General features: G+C 66.0%; 22 protein-coding genes. 4 read left to right on the top strand and 18 right to left on the bottom strand.

Annotation, left to right across the window (positions count from 1 at the left end):
- Positions 1-55 precede the first annotated feature (55 nt).
- Positions 56-2,095, bottom strand: coding sequence for a methionine--tRNA ligase (metG, locus tag KH389_RS20905; protein ID WP_043861961.1), 2,040 nt, complete (start codon positions 2,093-2,095; stop codon positions 56-58).
- A gap of 151 nt (positions 2,096-2,246) precedes the next feature.
- On the opposite strand from metG, the gene apbC reads away from it, so the two are divergent.
- Positions 2,247-3,341, top strand: a complete 1,095-nt coding sequence (gene apbC / locus KH389_RS20900) for an iron-sulfur cluster carrier protein ApbC (RefSeq protein WP_213606173.1) — start codon at positions 2,247-2,249, stop codon at positions 3,339-3,341.
- Positions 3,342-3,521: 180 nt separating this feature from the next.
- Here the strand turns inward: apbC and KH389_RS20895 are convergent, their stop codons facing one another.
- Positions 3,522-3,731, bottom strand: coding sequence for a cold-shock protein (locus KH389_RS20895; RefSeq protein ID WP_008365925.1), 210 nt, complete (start codon positions 3,729-3,731; stop codon positions 3,522-3,524).
- A gap of 350 nt (positions 3,732-4,081) precedes the next feature.
- On the opposite strand from KH389_RS20895, the gene dcd reads away from it, so the two are divergent.
- Entirely contained in the window at positions 4,082-4,648 is a 567-nt protein-coding gene (dcd, locus tag KH389_RS20890) for a dCTP deaminase (protein WP_028943496.1), read from the top strand.
- Positions 4,649-4,748: 100 nt separating this feature from the next.
- Positions 4,749-4,976, top strand: a complete 228-nt coding sequence (locus tag KH389_RS20885) for a hypothetical protein (protein ID WP_043861959.1) — start codon at positions 4,749-4,751, stop codon at positions 4,974-4,976.
- A gap of 2 nt (positions 4,977-4,978) precedes the next feature.
- On the opposite strand, the gene pdeM is transcribed toward KH389_RS20885, so the two are convergent.
- From pdeM to KH389_RS20805, 16 genes are all read right to left on the bottom strand, one after another.
- A complete protein-coding gene (gene pdeM / locus KH389_RS20880; RefSeq protein ID WP_104572027.1) occupies positions 4,979-5,638 on the bottom strand; it encodes a ligase-associated DNA damage response endonuclease PdeM in 660 nt (219 codons plus the stop codon).
- On the bottom strand, positions 5,639-8,098 hold the full coding sequence (locus KH389_RS20875) for a ligase-associated DNA damage response DEXH box helicase (RefSeq protein WP_213606171.1): 2,460 nt from the start codon (positions 8,096-8,098) through the stop codon (positions 5,639-5,641).
- Positions 8,099-8,181: 83 nt separating this feature from the next.
- On the bottom strand, positions 8,182-8,946 hold the full coding sequence (locus KH389_RS20870) for an ABC transporter ATP-binding protein (protein WP_054914743.1): 765 nt from the start codon (positions 8,944-8,946) through the stop codon (positions 8,182-8,184).
- 10 nt (positions 8,947-8,956) lie between these two features.
- A complete protein-coding gene (locus KH389_RS20865; protein ID WP_116052162.1) occupies positions 8,957-10,072 on the bottom strand; it encodes a succinylglutamate desuccinylase/aspartoacylase family protein in 1,116 nt (371 codons plus the stop codon).
- 8 nt (positions 10,073-10,080) lie between these two features.
- Positions 10,081-10,791, bottom strand: a complete 711-nt coding sequence (locus KH389_RS20860; protein WP_043861955.1) for an ABC transporter permease — start codon at positions 10,789-10,791, stop codon at positions 10,081-10,083.
- On the bottom strand, positions 10,788-11,516 hold the full coding sequence (locus KH389_RS20855) for an ABC transporter permease (protein ID WP_043861954.1): 729 nt from the start codon (positions 11,514-11,516) through the stop codon (positions 10,788-10,790). Before KH389_RS20855 ends, KH389_RS20860 begins: the two co-directional genes overlap by 4 nt.
- A 103-nt stretch (positions 11,517-11,619) precedes the next feature.
- Positions 11,620-12,402, bottom strand: coding sequence for a transporter substrate-binding domain-containing protein (locus KH389_RS20850; protein WP_043861953.1), 783 nt, complete (start codon positions 12,400-12,402; stop codon positions 11,620-11,622).
- Positions 12,403-12,513: 111 nt separating this feature from the next.
- The gene (locus KH389_RS20845; RefSeq protein ID WP_054914741.1) at positions 12,514-14,151 is read right to left on the bottom strand and encodes an ATP-dependent DNA ligase; all 1,638 of its coding nucleotides are present in this window, start codon (positions 14,149-14,151) and stop codon (positions 12,514-12,516) included.
- A complete protein-coding gene (locus KH389_RS20840; protein WP_078480563.1) occupies positions 14,148-15,164 on the bottom strand; it encodes a ligase-associated DNA damage response exonuclease in 1,017 nt (338 codons plus the stop codon). The genes KH389_RS20845 and KH389_RS20840 overlap by 4 nt, the downstream gene beginning before the upstream one ends.
- 108 nt (positions 15,165-15,272) lie before the next feature.
- On the bottom strand, positions 15,273-17,300 hold the full coding sequence (locus tag KH389_RS20835; protein WP_213606169.1) for a c-type cytochrome: 2,028 nt from the start codon (positions 17,298-17,300) through the stop codon (positions 15,273-15,275).
- A 176-nt stretch (positions 17,301-17,476) separates the two neighbouring features.
- On the bottom strand, positions 17,477-19,915 hold the full coding sequence (locus KH389_RS20830; protein ID WP_213606167.1) for a penicillin acylase family protein: 2,439 nt from the start codon (positions 19,913-19,915) through the stop codon (positions 17,477-17,479).
- Positions 19,916-20,031: 116 nt separating this feature from the next.
- Complete coding sequence (locus tag KH389_RS20825) at positions 20,032-20,673, bottom strand: glutathione binding-like protein (RefSeq protein ID WP_043862633.1); 642 nt, start codon at positions 20,671-20,673, stop codon at positions 20,032-20,034.
- A 98-nt stretch (positions 20,674-20,771) separates the two neighbouring features.
- Positions 20,772-20,978: an SEC-C metal-binding domain-containing protein gene (locus KH389_RS20820; RefSeq protein ID WP_078480560.1), complete on the bottom strand. Its 207-nt coding sequence runs from the start codon at positions 20,976-20,978 to the stop codon at positions 20,772-20,774.
- Positions 20,979-20,984: 6 nt separating this feature from the next.
- Positions 20,985-21,464, bottom strand: coding sequence for an LEA/WHy family protein (locus tag KH389_RS20815; protein WP_043862632.1), 480 nt, complete (start codon positions 21,462-21,464; stop codon positions 20,985-20,987).
- Positions 21,465-21,466: 2 nt separating this feature from the next.
- The gene (locus KH389_RS20810) at positions 21,467-21,943 is read right to left on the bottom strand and encodes a YchJ family protein (protein ID WP_043862631.1); all 477 of its coding nucleotides are present in this window, start codon (positions 21,941-21,943) and stop codon (positions 21,467-21,469) included.
- A gap of 4 nt (positions 21,944-21,947) precedes the next feature.
- Positions 21,948-22,442 (bottom strand): DUF6231 family protein, encoded by a 495-nt coding sequence (locus KH389_RS20805; protein WP_043862630.1) that lies wholly within the window; start codon positions 22,440-22,442, stop codon positions 21,948-21,950.
- 159 nt (positions 22,443-22,601) lie between these two features.
- Between KH389_RS20805 and KH389_RS20800 the strand changes: the two genes are divergently transcribed.
- The gene (locus tag KH389_RS20800) at positions 22,602-23,294 is read left to right on the top strand and encodes a PA1041 family peptidoglycan-binding anchor lipoprotein (RefSeq protein WP_043862629.1); all 693 of its coding nucleotides are present in this window, start codon (positions 22,602-22,604) and stop codon (positions 23,292-23,294) included.
- Positions 23,295-23,296: the final 2 nt, after the last annotated feature.

Genomic DNA, 23,296 nt, shown 5'->3' with positions numbered 1-23,296 from the left:
CGGCAATCACGGTGCAATGAGAACGCCCCGGCCGGTCAGGGTCGGGGCGTGGCACTTACTTGATGCGCTGACCCGGCTTGGCGCCGCTGTCAGGGCTGAGCAGGTAGATCTCTTCGCCGCCAGGGCCTGCGGCCATGACCATCCCCTCGCTTACGCCAAAGCGCATTTTGCGTGGCTTGAGGTTGGCGATCATCATGGTCAGACGACCTTCCAGCTTGCTCGGGTCCGGGTAGGCGGACTTGATGCCGGAGAACACGTTGCGCTGCTCGTCACCGATGTCCAGGGTCAGCCGCAGCAGCTTGTCGGCCCCTTCCACGGCTTCGGCCTTGAGAATCAGCGCTACCCGCAGGTCGACGGCGGCAAAGGTGTCGAAGTCGATCTCGGCCGACAGCGGGTCCTTGGTCAGTTCGCCGTTGCCGGTGACCACGCTGGTCTGGCTGGCGGCCAGGTCCTGCTTGGAAGCGTCGACCATGGCTTGCACCTTGACCGGGTCGATGCGGGTCATCAATGCCTTGAACGGGTTCAGCTGGTGGTTCTCGAGACGGCTCTGGTGGTCGTTCCAGGTCAGCGGCGCGACGTTCAGGAACGCCTCGGCATCGCTGGCCAGTTGCGGCAGCACCGGCTTGAGGAAGATCACCAGCTGGCGGAACAGGTTGATGCCCTGGGCGCACACGGCCTGCACTTCGTCCTGCTTGCCTTCCTGCTTGGCCAGCGACCACGGGGCCTTGTCGGCGATCCAGGCGTTGGCGCGGTCGGCCAGGCCCATGATTTCGCGCATCGCACGGGCGAAGTCGCGGCCTTCGTAGGCGTCGGCGATACCCGGTGCCGCAGCCAGGAAGGCCTCGGTCAGCTCCGGTGCGGCGTCGCCGGCCACCATCACGCCGCCGTTGCCCTTGTGGATGAACCCTGCGCAGCGGCTGGCGATGTTGACCACCTTGCCGATCAGGTCCGAGTTGACCTTCTGCACGAAGTCTTCCAGGTTCAGGTCCAGGTCATCCACGCCACGGCCCAGCTTTGCCGCGTAGTAGTAGCGCAGGTATTCCGGCGACAGGTGGTCGAGGTAGGTGCGCGCCTTGATGAAGGTGCCACGGGACTTGGACATCTTCTGGCCGTTGACCGTCAGGTAGCCGTGCACGTTGATTGCGGTCGGCTTGCGGTAGCCGGCGCCTTCGAGCATGGCCGGCCAGAACAGCGCGTGGAAGTTGACGATGTCCTTGCCGATGAAGTGGTACAGCTCGGCGCTGGAGTCTTTTTTCCAGTAGGCGTCGAAGTCCAGTTCCGGCGTGCGGTCGCACAGGTTCTTGAAGCTGGCCATGTAGCCGATCGGCGCGTCCAGCCACACATAGAAGTACTTGCCCGGCTCGCCCGGGATCTCGAAGCCGAAGTACGGCGCATCACGGGAGATGTCCCATTCCTGCAGGCCGGAATCCAGCCATTCGGCCAACTTGTTGGCCACGGCGTCCTGCAGTGTGCCGCTGCGGGTCCACTGCTGCAGCATGGCCTGGAAGTCGGGCAGCTTGAAGAAGAAGTGCTGGGAGTCCCTGAGCACCGGGGTGGCGCCGGAGATCGCCGACTTGGGGTTCTTCAGTTCGGTCGGTGCGTAGGTGGCGCCGCATTTTTCGCAGTTGTCGCCATACTGGTCGTCGGCCGCGCATTTGGGGCAGGTGCCCTTGATGAAGCGGTCGGCCAGGAACATCTGCTTGTCGGGGTCGAAATACTGGGTGACCGAGCGCGTGGCGATATGCCCGGCGTCACGCAGTTTCAGGTAGATCTGGCTCGACAGCTCGCGGTTTTCGTCGGCGTGGGTCGAATGGTAGTTGTCGAACTCCACCAGAAAGTCGGCAAAGTCGCCGCAGTGCTCGGCCTGCACGTTCGCGATCAGTTGCTCGGGGGTAATGCCTTCTTTCTCGGCGCGCAGCATGATCGCCGAACCGTGCGCGTCGTCGGCGCACACGTAGGTGCACTGGTTGCCGCGGTACTTTTGGAAGCGCACCCACATGTCTGTCTGAACGTACTCGAGCATGTGGCCAAGGTGGATCGACCCGTTGGCATAGGGCAGGGCGCTGGTGACGAGAATCTGGCGTGGCTCGGACATGGGGGCTCGGCTACTTTCGGCTACAGGGTATGAACGGTGATCGGCCACTATAAAACGATGGGAAATATATTTCACCCCATGGACGTATCTGCCGTTGTTTCACGGGTTAGCATAGCGACCTGTTTCATTCAGTCTTTTATCGGGAGTCTCCATGAGCGCCGTCACTCGCGCAGCGGTTGAAACCGTCCTTCGCCAATACACCGACCCTTACCTGAACCAGGACCCGGTCAGCGCCGGGTGTGTGCGCAGCATCGATATCCAGGGCGACCGGGTCAGCGTGGCCCTGGAGCTGGGCTATGCCGCCGGCCTGTTCAAGAACGGCTGGGCCCAGGTGCTGCAGACCGCCGTCGAGGGGATCGAGGGCGTGGCCTCGGCACAGGTCGAGATCACCTGTGTGATCGCCGCGCACAAGGCCCAGGCGCAGATTCCGGGCCTGGTCAACGTCAAGAACATCGTGGCCGTTGCCTCGGGCAAGGGCGGTGTGGGCAAGTCCACCACCGCCGCCAACCTGGCCCTGGCCCTGGCCCGTGAAGGGGCGCGGGTGGGTATCCTGGATGCCGACATCTATGGCCCCAGCCAGGGCGTGATGTTCGGTATCGCCGAAGGGACCCGGCCGCAGTTCCGCGACCAGAAGTGGTTCGTGCCGTTGCGTGCGCATGGCGTGGAAGTCATGTCGATGGCGTTTCTTACCGACGACAACACGCCGATGGTATGGCGTGGCCCGATGGTCTCCGGTGCGTTGCTGCAACTGGTGACCCAGACCGCCTGGGACAACCTCGACTACCTGGTGATCGACATGCCGCCGGGCACCGGCGACATCCAGCTGACCCTGGCGCAGAAGGTGCCGGTGGCCGGTTCGGTGATCGTGACCACGCCGCAGGACCTTGCGCTGCTGGACGCGAAAAAGGGTGTGGAGATGTTCCGCAAGGTGAATATCCCGGTGCTGGGCGTGGTCGAGAACATGGCCGTGCATATCTGCTCGAACTGCGGGCATGCCGAGCACCTGTTCGGTGAAGGTGGTGGCGAGAAGCTGGCGGCGCAGTACGGTGTGGAGCTGCTGGCTTCGCTGCCCCTGTCGATGCTGATTCGCGAGCAGGCCGACAGCGGCAAGCCGACTGCGATTGCCGAGCCTGAAAGTCAGATTGCCATGGTGTACCAGGAACTGGCACGGCAGGTGGGGGCGCGCATCGTGCTGCAGGAAGCGGCGGCGCCGGCGATGCCCAATATCACCATCAGCGAAGACTGAGTCGATACCCTCGCCTGTGTAGGAGCCGGCGTTGCCGGCGAAGGGCCCACTGCATCACCAGGCAGGTACTGCGGTGTTGCCTTCGCCGGCAACGCCGGCTCCTACGGGCAGCCCCACCGGCAAGGCAAAAAAAAGCCCCGCCGGTGAGGGCAGGGCTTTTTTCAAGCAGTGAAGCGCAAGTTAGATAACTTGTACTTCTTCAGCTTGCATGCCTTTCTGGCCGCGGGTAGCGACGAAAGAGACCTGCTGGCCTTCTTTCAGGCTTTTGAAGCCGTCAGCTTGAATGGCTTTGAAGTGTACGAACAGGTCGTCACCGGATTGTGGGGTGATGAAGCCGAAGCCTTTTTCATCGTTGAACCACTTAACGGTACCGGTTTGGCGATTGGACATGGTCTGTCTCCTTGGACAAAGTTAATTACGGCTCAGGAAACGCCCTGGCCGAGACTGAGTGCAAAGAGGCAGAAAATTCATGAAGATGGGTTGATCGAGATCTTGCATCAGGTAGAGATTCTCAGTGACACGTGCAGCACAGTGGCGTCACCATAACCCTTTTTCCAGAACGTGCCAATGGTCTTGTTCAGCTTTCGTGCAATTCAAGACTGACGGCGCCGCGATACCCCGCGCAGGCCCCGTATGACGCGGATCTTGCCGCCAACACCGCACGGAACTTTGAACCCGGCGCCGGGCCCGGTAAGATGCCCCACAGAATTTCTTCACCACGCTATTTCAGGACACCCGCCATGAGCATCAAATCGGACAAGTGGATTCGCCGCATGGCGCAGGAACACGGCATGATCGAGCCCTTCGTCGAGCGTCAGGTACGCGGCGAAAGCGACAACCGGCTGATCTCCTTCGGCGTCTCCAGCTACGGCTACGACGTGCGCTGCGCCGACGAGTTCAAGGTGTTCACCAACATCAATTCGGCCACCGTCGATCCGAAAAACTTCGACGCCGGCAGCTTCGTCGACGTCAAGAGCGACGTGTGCATCATCCCGCCCAACTCCTTCGCCCTGGCGCGCACCGTCGAGTACTTCCGCATCCCGCGCAACGTGCTCACCATCTGCCTGGGCAAGAGCACCTATGCCCGTTGCGGCATCATCGTCAACGTCACCCCGCTCGAGCCGGAGTGGGAAGGCCACGTGACCCTGGAGTTCTCCAACACCACCACCCTGCCGGCCAAGATCTACGCCAACGAAGGCGTGGCGCAGATGCTGTTCCTGGAGTCCGACGAAGAGTGCGAAGTGTCCTATAAGGACCGCGGCGGCAAGTACCAGGGCCAGCGCGGTGTGACCCTGCCGCGCACCTGAGCCGACGAAGCGAGGGAATTACTCGCCGGCAAGGCACTCCAAGCAGATGAACCGTCCCGGCACGCCAGGAGGCGTGTCGGACTTCGCTCAGGAGCCGCCTATGAAACTCGACCCTTCAATCAGCGCCAAACTTGCCGTGCTGCAGCCCAATCAGATCGGGCTGGTGGCCTGGTCATTGCTTGCGCAGCCGCCACTGATGCAGGCCGGTGGCGTCCCCGGCCAGCCTGGCCCGGACACCCCGTCGCCGGCGCAGCCAGGCGATAACCCGCCGATGGAACCGGGTGAACCCACACTCCCTGATGAACCGCCACCGGCACCGGTTGCCTGAGCCTAGGGCTCGACCGGCCATACCTGCGCGTCTGCCGTCAGGTACACGCGCTCACCCGGCTGAGGCTGCACTGCCCAGCCGCCGGTGAAGTCCCCGAAGGCCGGCAGCAGGCCGAGCCGTTCGCCGATCACGAAGCAGGGCAGGCGCAGGCGTTGCCGCGCGCGCCCCCGCAGCACATACACCGGGTGTACGTGGCCGGCCAGCACCAGGTGCGTGGGATGGGGCTCGGGCTCGTGCTGCAAGGCGAACGGCCCCAGCAGCAGCGGGCCGTCCAGCACATCGATGCGCAGCCCCTCGGGCGGGTCGCCGGCATGCAGGTCGTGGTTGCCGCGTATCAGCGTGATCTTCAGCCGGGCGTGCCGTTCCCGCCATTGCCGCACGCGTTCCAGCGTGGCCGCGGCGCGACCGGTGCGTGCGTGCAGAAAGTCGCCCAGCACGATCAGCTCTTCGCATGGGTAGCTGGTCAGCAGCCGGTCCAGGCGTTGCAGGGTCGATTGCGTGGTGCCGCGGGGCACGGGCAGGTGCTGGGCGCGAAATGCCGCCGCCTTGCCGATATGCACATCGGCCACCAGCATCACCCTGCGCGCCGGCCAGTACAGCGCCTTGTCCCCCAGCAGCCAGAGCTGCTCGCCCTGTACGTCGATGTTCAGGCAGTGACTCATTCAGCGCTCCCGGCTCGCGGCCTTTTCCAGGTCGGCGACCATGCGGGCGATGCGGTCGGCGAGCTTTTCCGTGCTCAGGGTTTCGCGCATGCCTTCCACCAGCAGCGGAAAGGCCAGCGGGCCCGGGCGCGCAAGCGGCTGCAGATGCAGGCGCAAACCGCCCAGCCGGCTCAGTACCTGCGCCAGGCGGTCGATCTCAAGCTCTGCGTTCAGCACCTCGTCACGGGCCTGGCCCAGCAGCAGGTTGCCCGCGTCGTGCTGGCGGAACACCTCGAAGAACAGGCCGCTGGACGCCTGGATCTGCCGGGTGCTCTTGTGCGAGCCGGGATAGCCGCCGAACACCAGCCCGGAGATCTGCGCAATTTCGCGAAAACGGCGCATGGCCATTTCGCCGGCATTCAGGCTGGCCAGCACGTCCTCGAGCAGTTCATCGGGGCTCAGCAGGTCCGGCAGCATGACCGCCCACGGCACTTCGCCAGGGCACAGCAGTTCCAGGCCGTAGTCGTTCACCGCAATCGAGAAACTCGCCGGCTGGCTGCGGCTGTAGCGCCACGCCAGCAGGCTGGCCAGCCCAAGGTGGGTGGTGCGCCCGGCAAATGGATAGAGAAACAGATGGCAGCCCTGACGCGAGGTCCAGGTCTCGGCCAGCAGCATGTCGTGGGTGGGGATCACCGACCAGCGCCGCTGCAGCTCCAGCAATGGCTTGACCGCCTGCATGGCCGGCCCGTGGTAGCGACCGTGCGCGGCGCTGTCGAGCTGCTCGACCACGGCCCTGGCCAGCTCGCTGGAAAGCGGCATGCGCCCGCCGTTCCAGCGTGGTACGGCAGGTTTGCGTGCGGTGCTGCGACGCACATAGGCGGTCATGTTGTCGATGCGCACCAGCTCCAGCGTGCGCCCGGCGAACAGGAAGGCATCGCCCGGGCGCAGGCGGGCAACGAAGGCTTCCTCGACACTGCCCAGGTTGCGCCCGCCGCCTCCCTTGCTCCAGAACTTCAGCTGGATGCTCGCATCGCTGACGATGGTGCCGATGCCCATGCGGTGGCGGCGCGCCAGGCGCGCGTTGGCCACCCGCCATACCCCGTCCGGCGCTTCGATGACCCGGTGATAGTCAGGGTAGGCGCCCAGCGAGGCACCGCCGTTGCGCACGAATTCCAGCGCCCATTGCCACTGTTCGTCGCGCAGGTGCCGATAGGCCCAGGTGCTGCGCACTTCCTCGAGCAGTTGCGCGGGGCGAAACCCGGCCCCCAGGGCCATGCTCACCAGGTGCTGCACCAGCACATCCATGCACAGTGCCGGAGAGCGCCTTGCCTCTATCTGGCGTGCTGCCACGGCCTCGCGGGCGGCGGCGGCCTCCACCAGCTCCAGGCTGTGGGTCGGTACCAGGGTCACCCGCGAAGGGCGGCCCGGCGCGTGCCCCGAGCGTCCGGCGCGCTGCATCAGACGCGCCACGCCCTTGGCCGAGCCGATCTGCAACACCCGTTCGACGGGCAGAAAATCCACCCCCAGGTCGAGGCTTGAGGTACATACCACTGCCTTGAGCTGGCCCTGTTTCAGGCTCTGCTCGACCCAGTTGCGGGTTTCGCGGGCCAGCGAGGCGTGATGCAGGGCAATGATGCCGGCCCAGTCGGGGCGCGCCTCCAGCAGCGCCTGATACCACAGCTCGGCCTGGGCGCGGGTGTTGGTGAACACCAGGCAACTGCTGCTGCGCGCCACCTCATCGCGCACCTGCGCGAGCATCTTGAGCCCCATGTGCCCGGCCCAGGGGAAGCGCTCGATGGCTTCTGGCAGCAGGGTATCGACCTCGATGCGCTTGTCCTGGCGGCCTTGCACCAGGCAACCGCCCTCGGGCAGCAGCACGTCGCGGGCATGCTCCAGGTTACCCAGGGTGGCCGAGATGCCCCATACGATCAGGCCCGGGTGCCAGCGGCGCAGGCGCGCCAGGGCCAGTTGCAGTTGTACACCGCGCTTGTTGCCGAGCAGCTCGTGCCATTCGTCCACCACCACCAGGCGCAGGCTGGCGAACTCGCTCTGCGCCGCATCGCGGGTCAGCAGCAGGGTCAGGCTTTCGGGGGTGGTGATCAGGGCACTGGGCAGGCGCCGGCTCTGGCGGGCACGCTCGGCGCTGGAGGTGTCGCCGCTGCGCACGCCCAGGCTCCAGTGAATCTGCAACGCGTCCAGTGGCGCCTGCAAGGCCCGCGCGGTATCGGCGGCCAGGGCGCGCATGGGGGTGATCCACAGCACTTGCAGCGGTGCCGGGTGCTTGGCGCGTGGCGTGTCCTGGGCATGGAGGTGTTGCAGCGCGGCCAGCCACAGGGCATAGGTTTTGCCGGCGCCGGTGCTGGCATGCAGCAACCCGGATTCGCCGCGGGCGACGGCGGCCCACACGCGCTTCTGAAAGGCGAAGGGCTTCCAGCCACGGGTGGCAAACCAGGGGCTAGCAAGGTCGGACGGTTTACGCATGCCGGGGCCGCTTGTGGGCAGTGGGTGTGTCTTCACAGACCATCAATGCCCGGCATTAGTTTTAGCGGGTGACAATCGTCGGGTTATTTGAGGTTGCCACTCAGGAACTGGCGCAGCCGCTCGCTCCTGGGGTTGCCCAGCACATCGGCCGGTGCGCCCTGTTCCTCCACCAGCCCCTGATGCAGGAACAGCACCTGGCTCGATACCTGCCGTGCAAAGCTCATTTCGTGGGTCACCATGATCATGGTGCGGCCTTCCTCGGCCAGCCCCTGGATCACCCGCAGCACTTCCCCCACCAGCTCCGGGTCCAGCGCCGAAGTCGGCTCGTCGAACAGCATCACCTCCGGCTCCATTGCCAGCGCCCGCGCGATCGCCACCCGCTGCTGCTGGCCACCGGACAGGAACGCCGGGTACTGGTCTGCCACCCGGGGCGCCAGGCCTACCTTGTCCAGGTAGGCACGTGCCCGTTCCTCGGCCTCGTGCCGGCTTACCCCCAGCACCCGGCGCGGCGCCATGCTGATGTTCTCCAGCACGCTCAGGTGGCTCCACAGGTTGAAATGCTGGAAGACCATGGCCAGGCGCGTGCGGATACGCTGCAGCTCGTCGGCATCGGCCACGCGCAGGCCGTGGCGGTCGTGCACCATGCGCACCGGCTGGCCGTCCAGGGTCATGCTGCCCTCGTCGGGCTGTTCGAGAAAATTGATGCAGCGCAGAAAGGTGCTCTTGCCCGAGCCACTGGCGCCGATCAGGCTGATCACGTCGCCGGTGCTGGCCTGCAGTGAAACGCCCTTGAGCACATGGTGCTCGCCGTAGCGCTTGTGCAGGCCTTCGATGGTCAGTTTGTACATGCACGGCCCCTCATGGCGATAACAGGTAGCCGCTGCGGTACGGCTGGTTGCCCGCCACATGCGCAATCACCATGCCAGCGGTGGCCATGCGTCGCAGCGAGCGGGCATACAGCAGCCCGGCCTGCTGGTTGTATACCGGGGTCACGCGGTCGCTGAGCGGGTCGATCACCTCGGCGATCAGTTGCCCGGCCTGCACCGGCTGGCCCGGGGTGACATGAAACACCAGCAGGCCGCCCAGCGGCGTGGCCACCGGTTCGACCGCCGCCAGCGGCGTGGCCGGGTAGGGCAGGGGCGGCAAGGGGGCGGCCTCGCCTTCGATGGCACCGAAACGGGTCAGGTAGTTCAGGATCGCCTCGCAGTCGGTGCTGGCCAGCGGATGGCTCACATCGCCCTGACCGCGCAGCTCCACCGTCACCGAAAAGCTGCCCTGGGGGATGGGGAACTGCTTGGCAAAGCGTTGCTGCAGCTGCCACCACACCAGGGTGAAACACTCATCGAACGACTGCCCGCCCGAATCGGTGGCCAGCAGGCTGGCCTGGGCCCCGAGGTAGCGCGACAGCGCCTCGACCCGGGGCCAGGCTTCCGGGGTGGTGTACAGGTGCGCGACGGCCTCGAAGTCGCAGTGCAGGTCCAGCACCATGTCGGCATCGCAGGCCAGGCGTTGCAGTACCAGGCGCTGGGATTGCAGCGGGGTGGCGGCGGGCTGCGCGTCCAGCGCCCGGCGCATGCACTCGCGAATCAGCTCGACGTTGTGCCGCAGGTCCTGGGTCAGGTGCGCCTCGATCTGGTCACCGATGGTGTCGCTCAGGTCGACGAAGTGGCGGTTGAAGTTCTCGCCGCTCTGCAGCTCGAAACGCCCCAGGGGCACGTCCATCAGCACCTGTTCCAGGCCCACCGGGTTGGCGATGGGCACCAGCACGATCTCGTGGCGCAGGCGGCCCTGGCTCTGCAATTCGCCCAGGCGTTGCTTGAGGTGCCAGGCCACCAGCATGCCGGGCAGCTCGTCGGCATGCAGCGAAGCCTGGATATAGACCTTGCCGGCACCGCGCGGGCCGAAGTGGAAGCTGTGGATCTGGCGGCAAATCCCCGGCACCGGGGCCAGGATGTCGTGGGTCTTGTGGTGCATGAACGGTCCTAGTGTGCGGGGCCGAGGAAGGCCAGCCAGCGTCGTTCGGCCAGGCGGAACAGGCCCACCAGTGCGAAGGTCACGCACAGGTAGATGATGGCGGCCGTACCGAACGACTGAAAGGTCAGAAAGGTGGCCGAGTTGGCGTCGCGGGCGACCTTGAGGATGTCCGGCACGGTGGCGGTGAAGGCCACGGTGGTCGAGTGCAGCATCAGGATCACCTCATTGCTGTAGTACGGCAGCGAGCGGCGCAACGCGGACGGCATGATGATATAAGCATAAAGTTTCCAGCCGCGCAGGCCGTAGGCCCTGGCTGCCTCGACTTCACCGTGGTGCATGCTGCGGATGGCGCCGGCGAAGATCTCGGTGGTGTAGGCGCAGGTGTTCAGGGCAAAGGCCAGGATGGTGCAGTTCATGGCGTCGCGAAAGAAACTGTCGAGCAGCGGTTGCCCGCGCACCACCTCCAGGCTGTAGATGCCGGTGTAGCAGATCAGCAACTGGATATACAGCGGCGTGCCGCGAAACAGGTAGGTGTAGAACTGCACTGGCCAGCGCACCCACAGGCGCCGTGACACCCGTGCGATCGACAGCGGGATCGACACCACGAAGCCGATCAGCAGCGAGGCGCTGAGCAGCCACATCGTCATCGCCAGCCCGGTGATGTGGGTGCCGTCGGTATAGAGGAACGCGCGCCAGTATTCCTGCAGCAGCTCGATCATCGCAGTGCCTCCCGGGTGCCGACGTTGTAGCGCCGTTCGAGCCAGCGCAGGGCCACGTTCGAGGCGCTGGTGATCAGCAGGTAGATGAAGGCCGCCACCACCAGAAAGTAGAACAGCTGGTAGCTGCTCTTGCCGGCATCCTGGGCGGCCTTGACCAGGTCGGCCAGGCCGATGATCGACACCAGCGCGGTGGCCTTGAGCATCACCATCCAGTTGTTGCCGATGCCCGGCAGGGCGAAGCGCATCATCTGCGGGAACACCACGAAGCGAAACCGCTGAAAGCGCTTGAGGCCATAGGCGGTGGCCGCTTCGACCTGGCCGCGCGGCACCGCGAGGATCGCGCCGCGAAAGGTCTCGGTGAAATAGGCACCGTAGATGAAGCCCAGGGTGATGACCCCGGCAGCGAAGGGGTTGATCTCGATGTAGTCCCACTCCATGGCGTCGGTCAGGCTGGTGAGCCCGGTCTGCAGGCTGTAGAAGATCAACAGCATCAGCACCAGGTCGGGCACCCCGCGGATCAGCGTGGTGTAGAGCTGCGCGGGGATGCGTAGCAGCGGCAACGCGGAGAGCTTGGCGCTGGCGCCGAGCAGGCCCAGGCCGACGCTGACCAGCAGCGACATGAAGGACAGTTGCAGGGTCATCCAGGTGCCTTGCAGCAGCAGCGGGCCGAAACCCCTGAGGCTGAAGGCGCCAAGGCCCAGGTGTTGCAGGAGGTCGTCAAGCATGGGGCGAGCCTGTGCGGGTGGGACCTTGGGTACGCGGTGCGTCAGCTCTTGCACGCACCGCGAACCCGTGTAGGAGCCGGCCTTGCCGGCGAAGAGGCCGGCCCTACTTGCCGCTGTACAGGTTCAGATCACCAAAGTGCTTCTTCTGGATGTCGGCATAGGTGCCATCATCGTGTAACGCTTTGATACCTTTGTTCAGCAGGGCCTTCAGCTCGCTGTTACCTTTCTTAATGCCCACCGCCGTCTTCGACGGCAGCAATTCGCTGTCCACCGGTTGGCTCACTTCGTAGCCCGCGCCTTGTGGCGATTTCAGAAAGCCCAGTTCGGCCTGCAGCATGTCCTGGATCGAGGCGTCCAGGCGTCCCGAAATCAGGTCGGCATACACCTGGTCCTGGTTCTGGTAGGCCTGGGTCTTGACCCCGGCCTTGTCCAGCACGGCCTTGGCATAGGCTTCCTGGATGGTGCCCTGCTCATAGCCGACGGTCTTGCCCTTGAGCGAGGCCGGGTCGGCGCTCATGCCAGCACCTTTTTTGAACACCAGTGCGGTAGGCCCGGAGAACAGCTCGTCAGAGAAGTCGATGACCTTCTCCCGCGCCGGGGTCACCGTCATGGACGAGATCACGCCGTCGAACTTGTTGGCCTTGAGGCCCGGAACCATGCCGTCGAAGTCGCTCTCGACCCACCTGCACTTGACCTTGAGCTCGGCGCAGATCGCGTTGCCCAGGTCGATATCGAAGCCCACCAGGCTGCCGTCGGCGGCCTTGGACTCGAAAGGGGCGTAGGAGGGATCGACGCCGAAGCGCAGTTCCTTGTAGTCCTTGGCCAGGGTGTTGCCCGCAGCCAGGCACAGCGCCAGAGCAGACAGCGTCAGCAGAGCTTTTTTCATGGTGTGGTCCTTCAAGCGCAAGTGATGGGTGGCTGCGCAGCGTTACCGCTGGCCGCTCGACATCAAGCTCACAGCAATTTCCGCACCATAGTCCCAATTGCTGCGTTTCGCTTACCCCAGCAGCGACTGCAACGTGGCCAGGTCGTCCGCTTCGTCCACCGGTTTGTCCAGGCGCCAGCGCAGCATCCGCGGGAAGCGCACCGCAATCCCGCTCTTGTGGCGCTTGGACAGTGCGATGCCCTCGAAGCCGAGTTCGAACACCAGCGTCGGGGTCACGCTGCGTACCGGACCGAAGGTTTCCACTGTGGTCTTGCGGATGATTGCATCAACCTTGCGCATCTCTTCGTCGCTGAGCCCCGAATACGCCTTGGCAAAGGGCACAAGGCTACGCTGCGGGCTGCCGGCGGGGGCGTCCCACACCGCAAAGGTGTAGTCGCTGTACAGGCTGGCGCGCCGGCCATGTCCGCGCTGGGCATAGATCAGCACCGCGTCCACGCTGAACGGGTCGATTTTCCACTTCCACCACACCCCCATGTCCTTGGTGCGGCCCACCCCGTACAGGGCGTCGCGGGCCTTGAGCATCAGGCCCTCGACCCCCAGGCTGCGCGATGCCTCGCGCTGGGCGGCAAGCTCGGCCCAGGTGTCGCCCTGCAGCACCGGCGACAGGCGCAGCGCCGGGTGCGCAGTGGTCTGCACCAGCGCTTCCAGCTGCGCCCGGCGCTCGGCCTGCGGGCGGCTGCGCCAGTCGGCGCCCTGCCATTCGAGCAGGTCGTAGCCCAATAGCACCACTGGCGCATCGGCCAGGATCTTCTTGCCCAGGGTCTTGCGCCCGATGCGCTGCTGCAGCAGGGCGAAGGGTTGCACGCCGTCGCGCCACACCACGATCTCGCCGTCCACCACGCAGCCATCGGGCAGCACGGCGGCCAGCGCCTGCAGTTCGGGGAAGCGCTCGGTCAGCAGCTCCTCGCCGCGTGACCACACCCACAACTGGCCCTCGCGTTTGACCACCTGCGCACGGATGCCGTCCCACTTCCATTCCGCCTGCCAGGCCTGGGGCGGGCCGAGCAGGGCGTCGAACTGGTCCACCGGCTGTTGCAGCGCATGGGCCAGAAAGAACGGGTACGGCTGGCCGCCGCGCTGGGCATGTTCGTCTTCGGACTCGGCCGCGATCAGCTTGAGGTAGCCCTGGGCCGTGGGGCGGTGCGACAGGTCGGTGTAGCCCACCAGGCGCTGAGCCACGCGCTTGCTGTCGATGTCGGCCAGTTGCGCCAGGGCGCGGGTGACCAGCAGCTTCGACACGCCGACGCGAAAGCTGCCGGTGACCAGCTTCAGGCACACCAGCAGGCTCTGCCGGTCGAGCTGTGCCCACAGGGGCGGCAGGCGCTGCGCCAGGGTTTCGGGCGGCAGTCCGCGCAGCGGCAGCAGGCAATCCTCGACCCAGTAGGCCAGGCCCGCGTCGCTGCTGTGGGCGGCTTCGGGCAGCAGCAGCGAAAAGGTCTCGGCCAGGTCGCCCACGGCCTGGTAGCTCTCCTCGAACAACCAGTCGGGCAAACCCGACAGGCTGATTGCCAGCTCGCGCAGCAGCCGTGTGGGTACCAGCTGGCGCGGCCGCCCGCCGGCCAGGAAGTACACCGCCCAGGCGGCGTCTGCGGGGCTGGCGCTGGCGAAGTAGCGCACCAGTGCATCGCGCTTGGCGTTGCTCGAGGTGGTGGCGTCGAGCTGGCCGTAGAGTTCGGCGAAGGCCTTCATGCGCTGGCCTCGGTCGGGGCGCCTTCATCCTCGTCACCGTATTCGGTGACGAACGCCTGGGCATCCAGCCCGCGCTCGCACAGGTAGCGCACCAGCACGGCCACCGAGCCGTGGGTCACCATCACCCGCTGCGCCCCGGTCTGTTCGATGGCCCATAGCAGGCCGGGCCAGTCGGCGTGGTCGGAGAGCACGAAGCCGCGGTCCACCCCGCGCCGGCGCCGGGTGCCGCGCAGGCGCATCCAGCCGCTGGCGAAGGCGTCGCTGTAGTCGCCGAAGCGGCGCATCCAGCTGCTGCCGGCCGCCGAGGGCGGGGCCAGGATCAGCGCCTGGCGCATGCGTGGGTCGTGCTTGTCCATCTCGCTGGCATGCAGCGTGGCGGGCAGGGCGACACCCGCTTCGCGGTATACCCGGTTCAGCGGCTCGACCGCGCCATGCACCAGGATCGGCCCCAGGCTCGGGTCCAGGCCATGCAGGATGCGCTGCGCCTTGCCGAACGAATAGCAGAACAGCACGCTGGCCTTGCCCAGTGTGATGTTCTCGCGCCACCACGCATTGATCTGGTCGAAGATCTGCTGCTGGGGCTCCCAGCGGTAGATCGGCAGGCCGAAGGTCGACTCGGTGATGAAGGTGTGGCAGCGCACCGGTTCGAACGGTGCGCAGGTGCCATCGGGTTCGACCTTGTAGTCGCCGGACGCCACCCACACCTCGCCGCGATACTCCAGGCGCACCTGGGCCGAGCCCAGCACATGGCCGGCCGGGTGCAAGCTCAGGGCCACCCCGCCGTGGTCCAGGCGCTGGCCGTAGTCGAGGGTCTGCAGGTTGATGTCGGCGCCCAGGCGGCTGCGCAGGATGCCCGCGCCGGGGCTGGCGGTGAGGTAGTGGCGGTTGCCGTTGCGGGCGTGGTCGCCATGGCCGTGGGTGATCACCGCACGTTCAACGGGGCGCCACGGGTCGATGTAGAAATCCCCGGGTGGGCAATACAATCCTTCGGGTCGTGCAATCACCAGGTCCATGCCAAGGCCGCTGCGCTGGGGGTTTAACCTAGGAGCGCGGCCGGGCCGGTGAAGTTCGATCCGAAAGCGTCGCCGGCGTGCTGCCGGCGACGCTGCAGGGGGGCTGCTTCAGTAGCGCGCGTCTACCGGGCGCCCGCCGTTGGGCCAGTCCTTGACCTTGTCGGGGAAGTCCGGGCGTGGTTGGCTGGAGAACCAGGCCGCCACGTCCACCGCGTCCTGGTCGGACAGGCCGCCCTGGCCGAGCGGGAACTTCTCGTGCATGCCGATCGGCATGTTGCGTTTGACGAAGGCGGCCGCGGTGTAGGTGCGCGCCATGCCGGCACCGATGTTGAACGACTGCTCGCCCCACAGCGGCGGGAAGATCCAGGTGCCGTCGGCACGGGTCAGGCCTTCGCCGTCGTTGCCATGGCACACCGCGCACTGCTGGGCATACACCTGCTTGCCGTTGTCCAGGTCGGGCTTGATCGACGGGTCGACCTTGCCTACACCGCGCCCTGGCACCTTGTCCTCGGGCTTGGTGTTGTTCTTCATCCACTCGAAGTACGCCACCATCGCCTGCATGTCGGCCCCTTGCGGTGGCAGCGGCGAGCCGCTCATCGAGCGCCGGAAGCAGCCGTTGATCCGCTCCTCCAGGGTGATCACCTTGCCCGCCCGTGGCGCATAGCCGGGGAAGAAGGCCGATACCCCGACGAACGGCGAACCGTCGGCCACGGTGCCGGCGTTCAGGTGGCAACTGGTGCAGTTGAGCGCGTTGCCGACGTTGTCGGGCAGCAGGTCACGGGTCTGCAGGTGCAGGCGCATGCCGCGCACCACCTCATCGGCATTGCTGGCCGCCAGCAGGTCGGCCAGGCGCGGGGTCTCGAAGGTCGAGGCGTCGCGGTCCTGGGGCTTGAGCTGCTGGCGCAGCTTGGCCACCTGCGCTGCGCTGATCGCCGAGCCGTCGTTGCCCCAGCTGCTGCGCACGAACGTGAGGATCTCGGCGATCTCGGTGTCGGTCAGGCGCGAGAACCCGGGCATGGTGTACACCCGCGGGTGGGCGACGGTTTCGGCGGTCTGCCAGCCGGTCAGGGTGATGTGCAGCAGCGAGGTCGGGTTGGCCGAGGCCACGCTGGGGTTGTGCGCCAGTGGCGGGAACATGCCCGCCACGCCGGCGCCGTCCGGGCGGTGGCAGTCGCTGCAGAACTGCGTGTAGCCCAGCCCGCCGCGGCTGGTGAACAGGTTGTCCGGCGCTGGGGCAGGGGTTCGTTCCACCATCGGCATCGGCAGGTCGTCCTTGCCCGGTGGCAACGACTTGAGGTAGCGCGCGATGGCGGTGAGGTCTGCGTCGGTGAAGTGCTGGGTACTGTGGGAGATCACCTCGGCCATGTTGCCCGACACCGTGGCAAAGCGGTTCTGCCCGGTCTTGAGCAACTGCACGGTGTCGTCCACCGTCCACAGGTTGCGCAGGCTCAGGGCGCGCCAGTGCTCCACGGTCTCGCCTGCCAGGAAGTGCTGGCCGCCGCTGCCGGCGTCGTCCATGGCCTTTTCCTGGAAGGCCACGCCGCGCGGGGTATGGCAGGCGCCGCAGTGGCCCAGGCCCTGTACCAGGTAGGCGCCGCGGTTGAGCTCGTCGCTGCGGGCCGGGTCGGCCACGAAGGGTTGCTTGTCGAGAAACACCAGGTTCCACAGCGACAGGCCCCAGCGCTGGCTGAACGGAAACTTCATGTCCGCTTCCAGGTTGGGCTGGTTGACCGGCTTCACGTCCTCCATCAGGTAGGCGTACAGGTCGCGCATGTCGCCTTCGGTCATTTTCGCGTAGGAGGGGTAGGGCATGGCCGGGTACAGGTTGGTGCCGGCCGCGTTCACCCCTTCGCGCATGGCGCGGTCGAACTGCTCGAAGGTGTAGCGGCCGATGCCGGTGACCTTGTCGGGGGTGATGTTGCTGGAGTAGATGGTGCCCATCGGCGTGGTCAGTTCGAGGCCGCCGGCCATCAACTCGCCGCCCTTGGCAGTGTGGCAGGCCACGCAGTCGCCCAGACGGGCAATGTAGGCGCCGCGTTCGGCTGCCGTTGCCGGGGGCGGCTCACTGGCAGAGGCGGGGTACGCAAACAGCAGCGTCGAGCCAAGCATGGCCAGACGCGATACAAGAGAAGCCATCGCAATCGTCCTTTGGATGCGGCCGCAGGTGGTCCTGTAGGCACGTATCCGCAATCGTTTTTATAGGGTCATCAGACAAACCCGGTTATAGCCGATGGACGAGGGTGGCACTTTGATATGGATCAGCGCGGGGTGAGAAAGGGGCTCGCCGCCAGGGCGACGGCGAGCCGAAGGGGTTACTTGCCGGGCACCAGGGTCAGGCGCTTGCTGCCGTAGGCGCGTTCGAAGTTCTGCGGCTGCATCGGGAAGGTCACGTAGCTGCCCTTGAACCAGGCATCCAGGCCGTCGGCGAAATGCGCGCTGGCCGGGTTGCCCGACTGCCCGCTGCTGCTCACCCCCTGCAGCGGCTCGGCCAGGCCGAAGTCGACCACCATGCGCATCGACGGCATCAGGCGGGCATCGAAGTCCTGGCCCCAGGCATAGGCCGAGGCGTTGAGTGTGGTGTGGTCGCCGCCGGTGGCCAGCGGGCCGCGCTTGAGCGTGTCGCCCAGGCCATAGGGTGCGCTGACGGGCCAGTGGTACTGGTGCAGCTTTCCCCATTGCCAGGCCCGGCGGTCGGTGCCCATCTGCGCTTCGCCGGCGCTGATGGCCGCGGCCAGGCTGCGGGCCAGGATCGTCGGCTTGTCCTGCTTGCCCGGGCTGTTGCGGTCATCCCAGAACGGGCTGTCGTCGCGGCCCAGCAGGTGATCGGCCTGGGCCGAGTACGACAGCCGCGCATTGGCGACGAAGGCCTGCCAGCTCGGGCTGGTTTCAGGCCCCAGCTCATCGAGGAAGATCTGCCGGGCGCTTTGCTGCAGGAACAGCTCGTACACCGCGGCATCCGCCGATTGCGGGCTCAGGCGCCCGTCGAACGCCATCAGCCGGGTGTAGGCCTCGCGGGCGCGGGCCTTCTGCTCGGCGGGCAGGGCGTCGATGGCCTGCTTGAGCGGCCGGGCCATGCCGGGTGCTTCGAACATGGCCTTGAGCTTGGCGGCGAACAGGGTGGTCTGGTCGTACTGCATGGCGATCAGGCTGCGGCTGTCGTGCTTGCCGTTGCCCGCCAGCTGCGCCAGGCGTTCGGCACGCTCGGGGTAGTACCAGCTGTTGGACAGTTGCAGGCCATAGCCCTTGGGAATGCTGCGCTGGTTGGCATTGCCCAGCCAGCCTTGCGGCGGGTCCTGGTCGTAGGGGTGGAGCATGGCGTCGGCGTAGCCATCCCAGTCATAGCGCCCGTCGGCACCTGGGGAGGGCAGCAGGCCCTGGCCTTCGCGGCGGTTGGGGTAGCGGCCGGTAACCTGCCAGCCCACGTTGGCGGCGTCGGCGAACACCAGATTCAGCGCGGCGGCGCCGATTTCGCGGCTGGCGTCGAAGGCACGTTCGACGCTCTGTGCCCGCGACAGGTCGAAGAACGCATCAAGGCTCTTGTCGCCCTTGAGTTCGGGCATCTTCAGGGCCAGGCCGAGGCTGCCCTGGGTGCCGGTCAGCAGGGCGCCGTGGCGGGTTTCGTACAGGGTTTCGCGTTGCGGGCGCTGGCCCTTGACGAAGTAGGTCTCGTTGCGCGCCTGCACTGGCTGCCAGCGGCCGTCGACTTCATAGAGCACGCGGTTGCCTTCGCGCTTGAGTTTTTCCAGGTACAGGTCCTGGTTGTCACCCATTGCCGCGCTGCTGCTCCAGGCCAGCTTGCCGTTGAAGCCGGACAGCACGAACGGCAGGCCGGCCAGGCTGAAGCCGGCAGCCTGGTATTTGGTGGTGCGAACCTGCACCGGGCTCAAGGCCCATGCGCCCTGGCTGTCGCTGGCCAGCAGGCTGCGGCCGCTGCGGCTGCGCTGCGGGGCGATGGCCCAGTTGCTCGACGCCGGGGTGCCCAGCAGGTTGAGCGCGGCCAGTTGCTCGCTGACCTTGTTCAGTGTGGCCAGGCCCGGCAGCTGGCTGCCCGGGTTCAAGCCCTTGAGCTTGTCGGCTTCGGCCATGGCCAGCGGTTCGTCCGGGTAGCTGGGCAGCAGCCACGGTAGTGTGTCGGCACCGACTTTCTGCGCCAGGGTCAGTGCGGCGATTTCTTCCTGCAGGTTCACCGACTGGCTGAAGCTGTACAGGCTGAAGATCAGCGCCGAATCTTCAGGCTTCCAGTACTCGGGGCGGTAGCCGCTCTGGGCCAGCGGGGCCGGCAGGCGGTCGCGGTAGCGGAACAGGTAGGCGTTGACCCCGCGTGCGTACACCTCGAAGAAGCGCTTGAGGCGCGGCGAGGCGTCGGCGTAGAGGTCGCTGGCGTTCTTTTTCAGGTTGACCGCGCGCATGAAGCGGTCGACCTCCAGCGCATCCGGGCCGGCCATCTCGGCCAGGCGCCCCTGGGCCAGCAGACGCATGCCGACCATCTGCCCGATGCGATCGCCGGCGTGCACATAGCCCAGGGTGAACAGCGCATCGTGGAAGCTGCTGCTCTCGATCAGCGGCATGCCCAGGGCGTTGCGCCGCACCGAGACGTTCTGTGCCAGCCCCTTGAGCGGTTGCACGCCGCTGGTGGGGATGACGCTGTCCTGATGGTTGCCCAGTTGGCAACCGCCCAGGCTGAGCAGCCCGAGCAGGGTCGCGGCGACGCCGAACCGGGGTAGAACGGGGGAAAGGGCTGGCGAGGCCATGGGCAAGGCTCCTGCAGGGGATGGCGCTAAAAGGCGCTACGTTAGTGAGCGCGATCACGCCATGCAAGCGGGGGCGCGGGCTTTATTTTCAAAGTACCGCGCGGCCTTGTCGTGGTTCAGGCTGGCGGCGGGTTGATCTGCTCGACCAGGGCGTAGGCGCGTTGTGTGGCGGGGCGTGCCTGGATGCGCTGGAACCAGCCTTTGAGGGCCGGGAAGTCGTCCAGGTTCTGCTGCTGCCAGGTGTGCGAAACGATCCACGGGTAGATCGCCATGTCGGCGATGCTGTAGTCGTTGCCGGCGACGAATGGTCGGTCGGCCAGGCGCTTGTTCAGTACCCCGTACAGGCGCGCGGTTTCGTCCACGTAGCGCTTGATGGCGTAGGGGATCTTCTCGGGGGCGAAGCGGTTGAAGTGGTGGTTCTGCCCGGCCATCGGGCCCAGGCCGCCCATTTGCCAGAACAGCCATTGCAGGGCCTCCTGGCGGCCGCGCAGGTCCTTGGGGATGAACTGCCCGGTTTTTTCGGCGAGGTAGAGCAGGATGGCCCCGGACTCGAACAGCGACAGCGGCTGGCCGTCGGCGGTGTCGTGGTCGACGATGGCCGGGATGCGGTTGTTGGGGGCGATTTTCAGAAAGTCTTCGGCAAATTGCTCGCCCTTGCCGATGTTGATCGGGTGAAGGGTGTAGGGCAGGCCGGTCTCTTCGAGAAACAGGGTGATCTTGTGGCCGTTGGGGGTGGTCCAGTAATACAGGTCGATCATGGTCACGCTCCGTTTGATGGTCGTCTGCTGGAACTGTGCTTGATGTCGAGGCGCAACGTGTGTGGGAGCGGGTCAGGCCCGCTCCCACAGGGGAGGCATCAGGCCCCGTGGCACTTCTTGAACTTCTTGCCGTTGCCGCATGGGCAAGGGTCGTTGCGGCCAACGTCCTTCAGGGCATTGCGCGCAGGTTCCTGAGGGGCATGGTTGCAGTGCGGGCCATGCACATGGCCGTGGTCATGATCATGCGCGTGATGGTCATGATCGTGATTGCAGTCGGGGCCATGAACGTGGGGTTGCTGGGTCATCGAGGGTTACTCCGGAATGAGATCGGCGGGAATTATCTCACCCTTGCGCAACAAGTGCAGGTCGTGGGCAAAGAATAATCCGGTGCTCAGCTCACCCTCCAGGCGATAGGGGATGGCCTGATCGGGGCGCTTGAGCAGCTTGGCGATGGGCTTGAGCTGGCGCCACAGGTTGGTACGCACCGGTACCTGGATGGTGCGCCGACTGTGCGCGTCCACCCGAAACCACTGGCCGTGGTCGCCTTCGACCAGCAACAGGTCGGCCAGGTACACCGCGTAATGCAGGTTGCGCACCTGCAGGGTGCTGTCGTTGGGATTGTCGATGCGAAAGTGCAGGATGAACTCCTGCTGCATCAGCCGCGCCTTTACTGTCTCGACCCGCACCAGGTGCACGCCGGGGTCCTGGTAGCTGCCGCCCCACCAGCTGGCGCAGCCCGCCAGATTCATCAGCAGCAGGCCGATGAGCAGCCGACGGGCGCAGGTGGTCATGACTAATGGCTCATGTAGCTGGCGCAGCACTTCTTGAACTTCTGCCCGCTGGCGCATGGGCAGGCGTCGTTGCGCCCGGCCTTGAGGCCCACCGTGGGGTCGATGAAGTACCAGTGCCCGCCGTTGTGCACGAAGGCCGAGCGCTCGCGGTGGCTGTGCTCGCCGTCGTTGTCGTGCCAGCGCGCCGTGAAGGTGACGAACGCGTGATCGGGCTGGCCGCCGAACACCTCGGCGCTCTCGACCTCCAGGCCCAGCCAGGTGCTTTGCGCGCTCCAGGCGGCAATGCCGGCGCGATCCAGCCCGGCTTGCTGCACCGGCAGGGTGGTCTTGATCAGGTAATCCACCAGCCCCAGCACATAGGCGCTGTAGCGCGAGCGCATCAGCGTCTGTGCATCGGGCGCCGGGTGGCCGGCATGATAATGCCCGCAGCAGGCATCGAGCAGGTTACCGCTGCCGCACGGGCAAACCGAGACACTCATTGCATCACCACCAGTACTTTCCAAAATTTTGCGGGTTGGCCCAGAACTTGGCGTTGAGCCAGTCGGGTACCTGTTTGTAGTCACGTAGATCATAGGTGAACAGGTTCAATACCTGCTCGTCACGTTGAAAACGCTCGCTGTCCTGCAGCGCCAGTGCGTAGAAGTCGGTGTCGCGCCAGCCGCTGGCCGCAAGGTCGACCAGCACCGCCACGCGGCTGGCGTTGAGGTTGCGAATGCCGCCGAGCAGTTGCAGGCCCTGCTGGTTGCTCAGGTGTTCCAGGCAGTCCACCAGCACCGCCAGGTCGAAACGCTGCGCGGCAAGCTCGGCCGGCAGCGCGCCGGGGCGGGCCACGGCGATCTGGGCCTGCGGGTGCGCGGCGGCGAAGGCCTCCAGTGCCGGAAACGACGTGCCCACCAGCAACAGGCGTTGCGGGGCATGGTGCTCCAGCAGGGCGGCGAGGGCCTGCTGGGGCGTGCGCGAAGAAAAACGGTCAGTCATCGAAGCTCCTCGGTAATGCGTCAAGACTAGCCGGCCCGCGACGCAAGGCATAGAGGCACGCGCAAAGCGCCATGGCTTATTGCTGGCGCAGATGGAATCACCGGTCTTTACTCCCAGAGCATCGGTTTTGCACCGATTCCCCCTAGGAGACGCGACAAAATGAGCATAGTTCGCACAGCATTGCCTCTGGTTCTGCTAACCAGCGTATTGACTGGTTGTGCAGGTTTGCAAAAAACCGACTGGCCGAAGTGTGCCGCCGTCGGGGGCGTTGGCGGTGCCGCCCTGGGCGCCATCGAAAGCTCCAGCTGGGCCGGCTGGGGCGCGCTGCTCGGCGGCGGTCTGGCGGCCGGTTACTGTTGGGCCCATGGCGACGGCGACGAAGACGGTGATGGCGTACCGGACAGCCGCGACAAGTGCCCGGGCACCCCGCGTGGCGTTCAGGTCGATGCCAACGGCTGCCCGCCGGAGCCGGTCGCGGTGGTCGAGGAAGTCGTGGTGGTCAAGGAAGAGGTCATCGTGATCCGCGATGTGCTGTTCGAGTTCGACTCGGCCAGGCTCACCACGGCTGACAAACTGCGCCTGGACAAGATCGCCACGCGCCTCAAGGCCGAAGCCCCGAGCGCACGCCTGAGCGTCACCGGGCACACCGACAGCCGCGGCAGCGATGCCTACAACCAGAAACTCTCGGAGCGCCGCGCCCATTCGGTGACCGACTACCTGGTCGAGAGCGGCATTGCGCGCAGCAGTTTCGTTTCGGTGCAGGGCGCCGGTGAAACCCAGCCGGTGGCAGACAACAACACCGCCGACGGACGCGCGATGAACCGCCGCGTGGAAATTCGCATCGATCGCTGAAG

This window comes from Pseudomonas qingdaonensis, from assembly GCF_018398475.1.
Taxonomy (GTDB): Bacteria; Pseudomonadota; Gammaproteobacteria; order Pseudomonadales; family Pseudomonadaceae; genus Aquipseudomonas; species Aquipseudomonas palmensis.
This window is presented reverse-complemented; position numbering and strand designations above follow the sequence as displayed.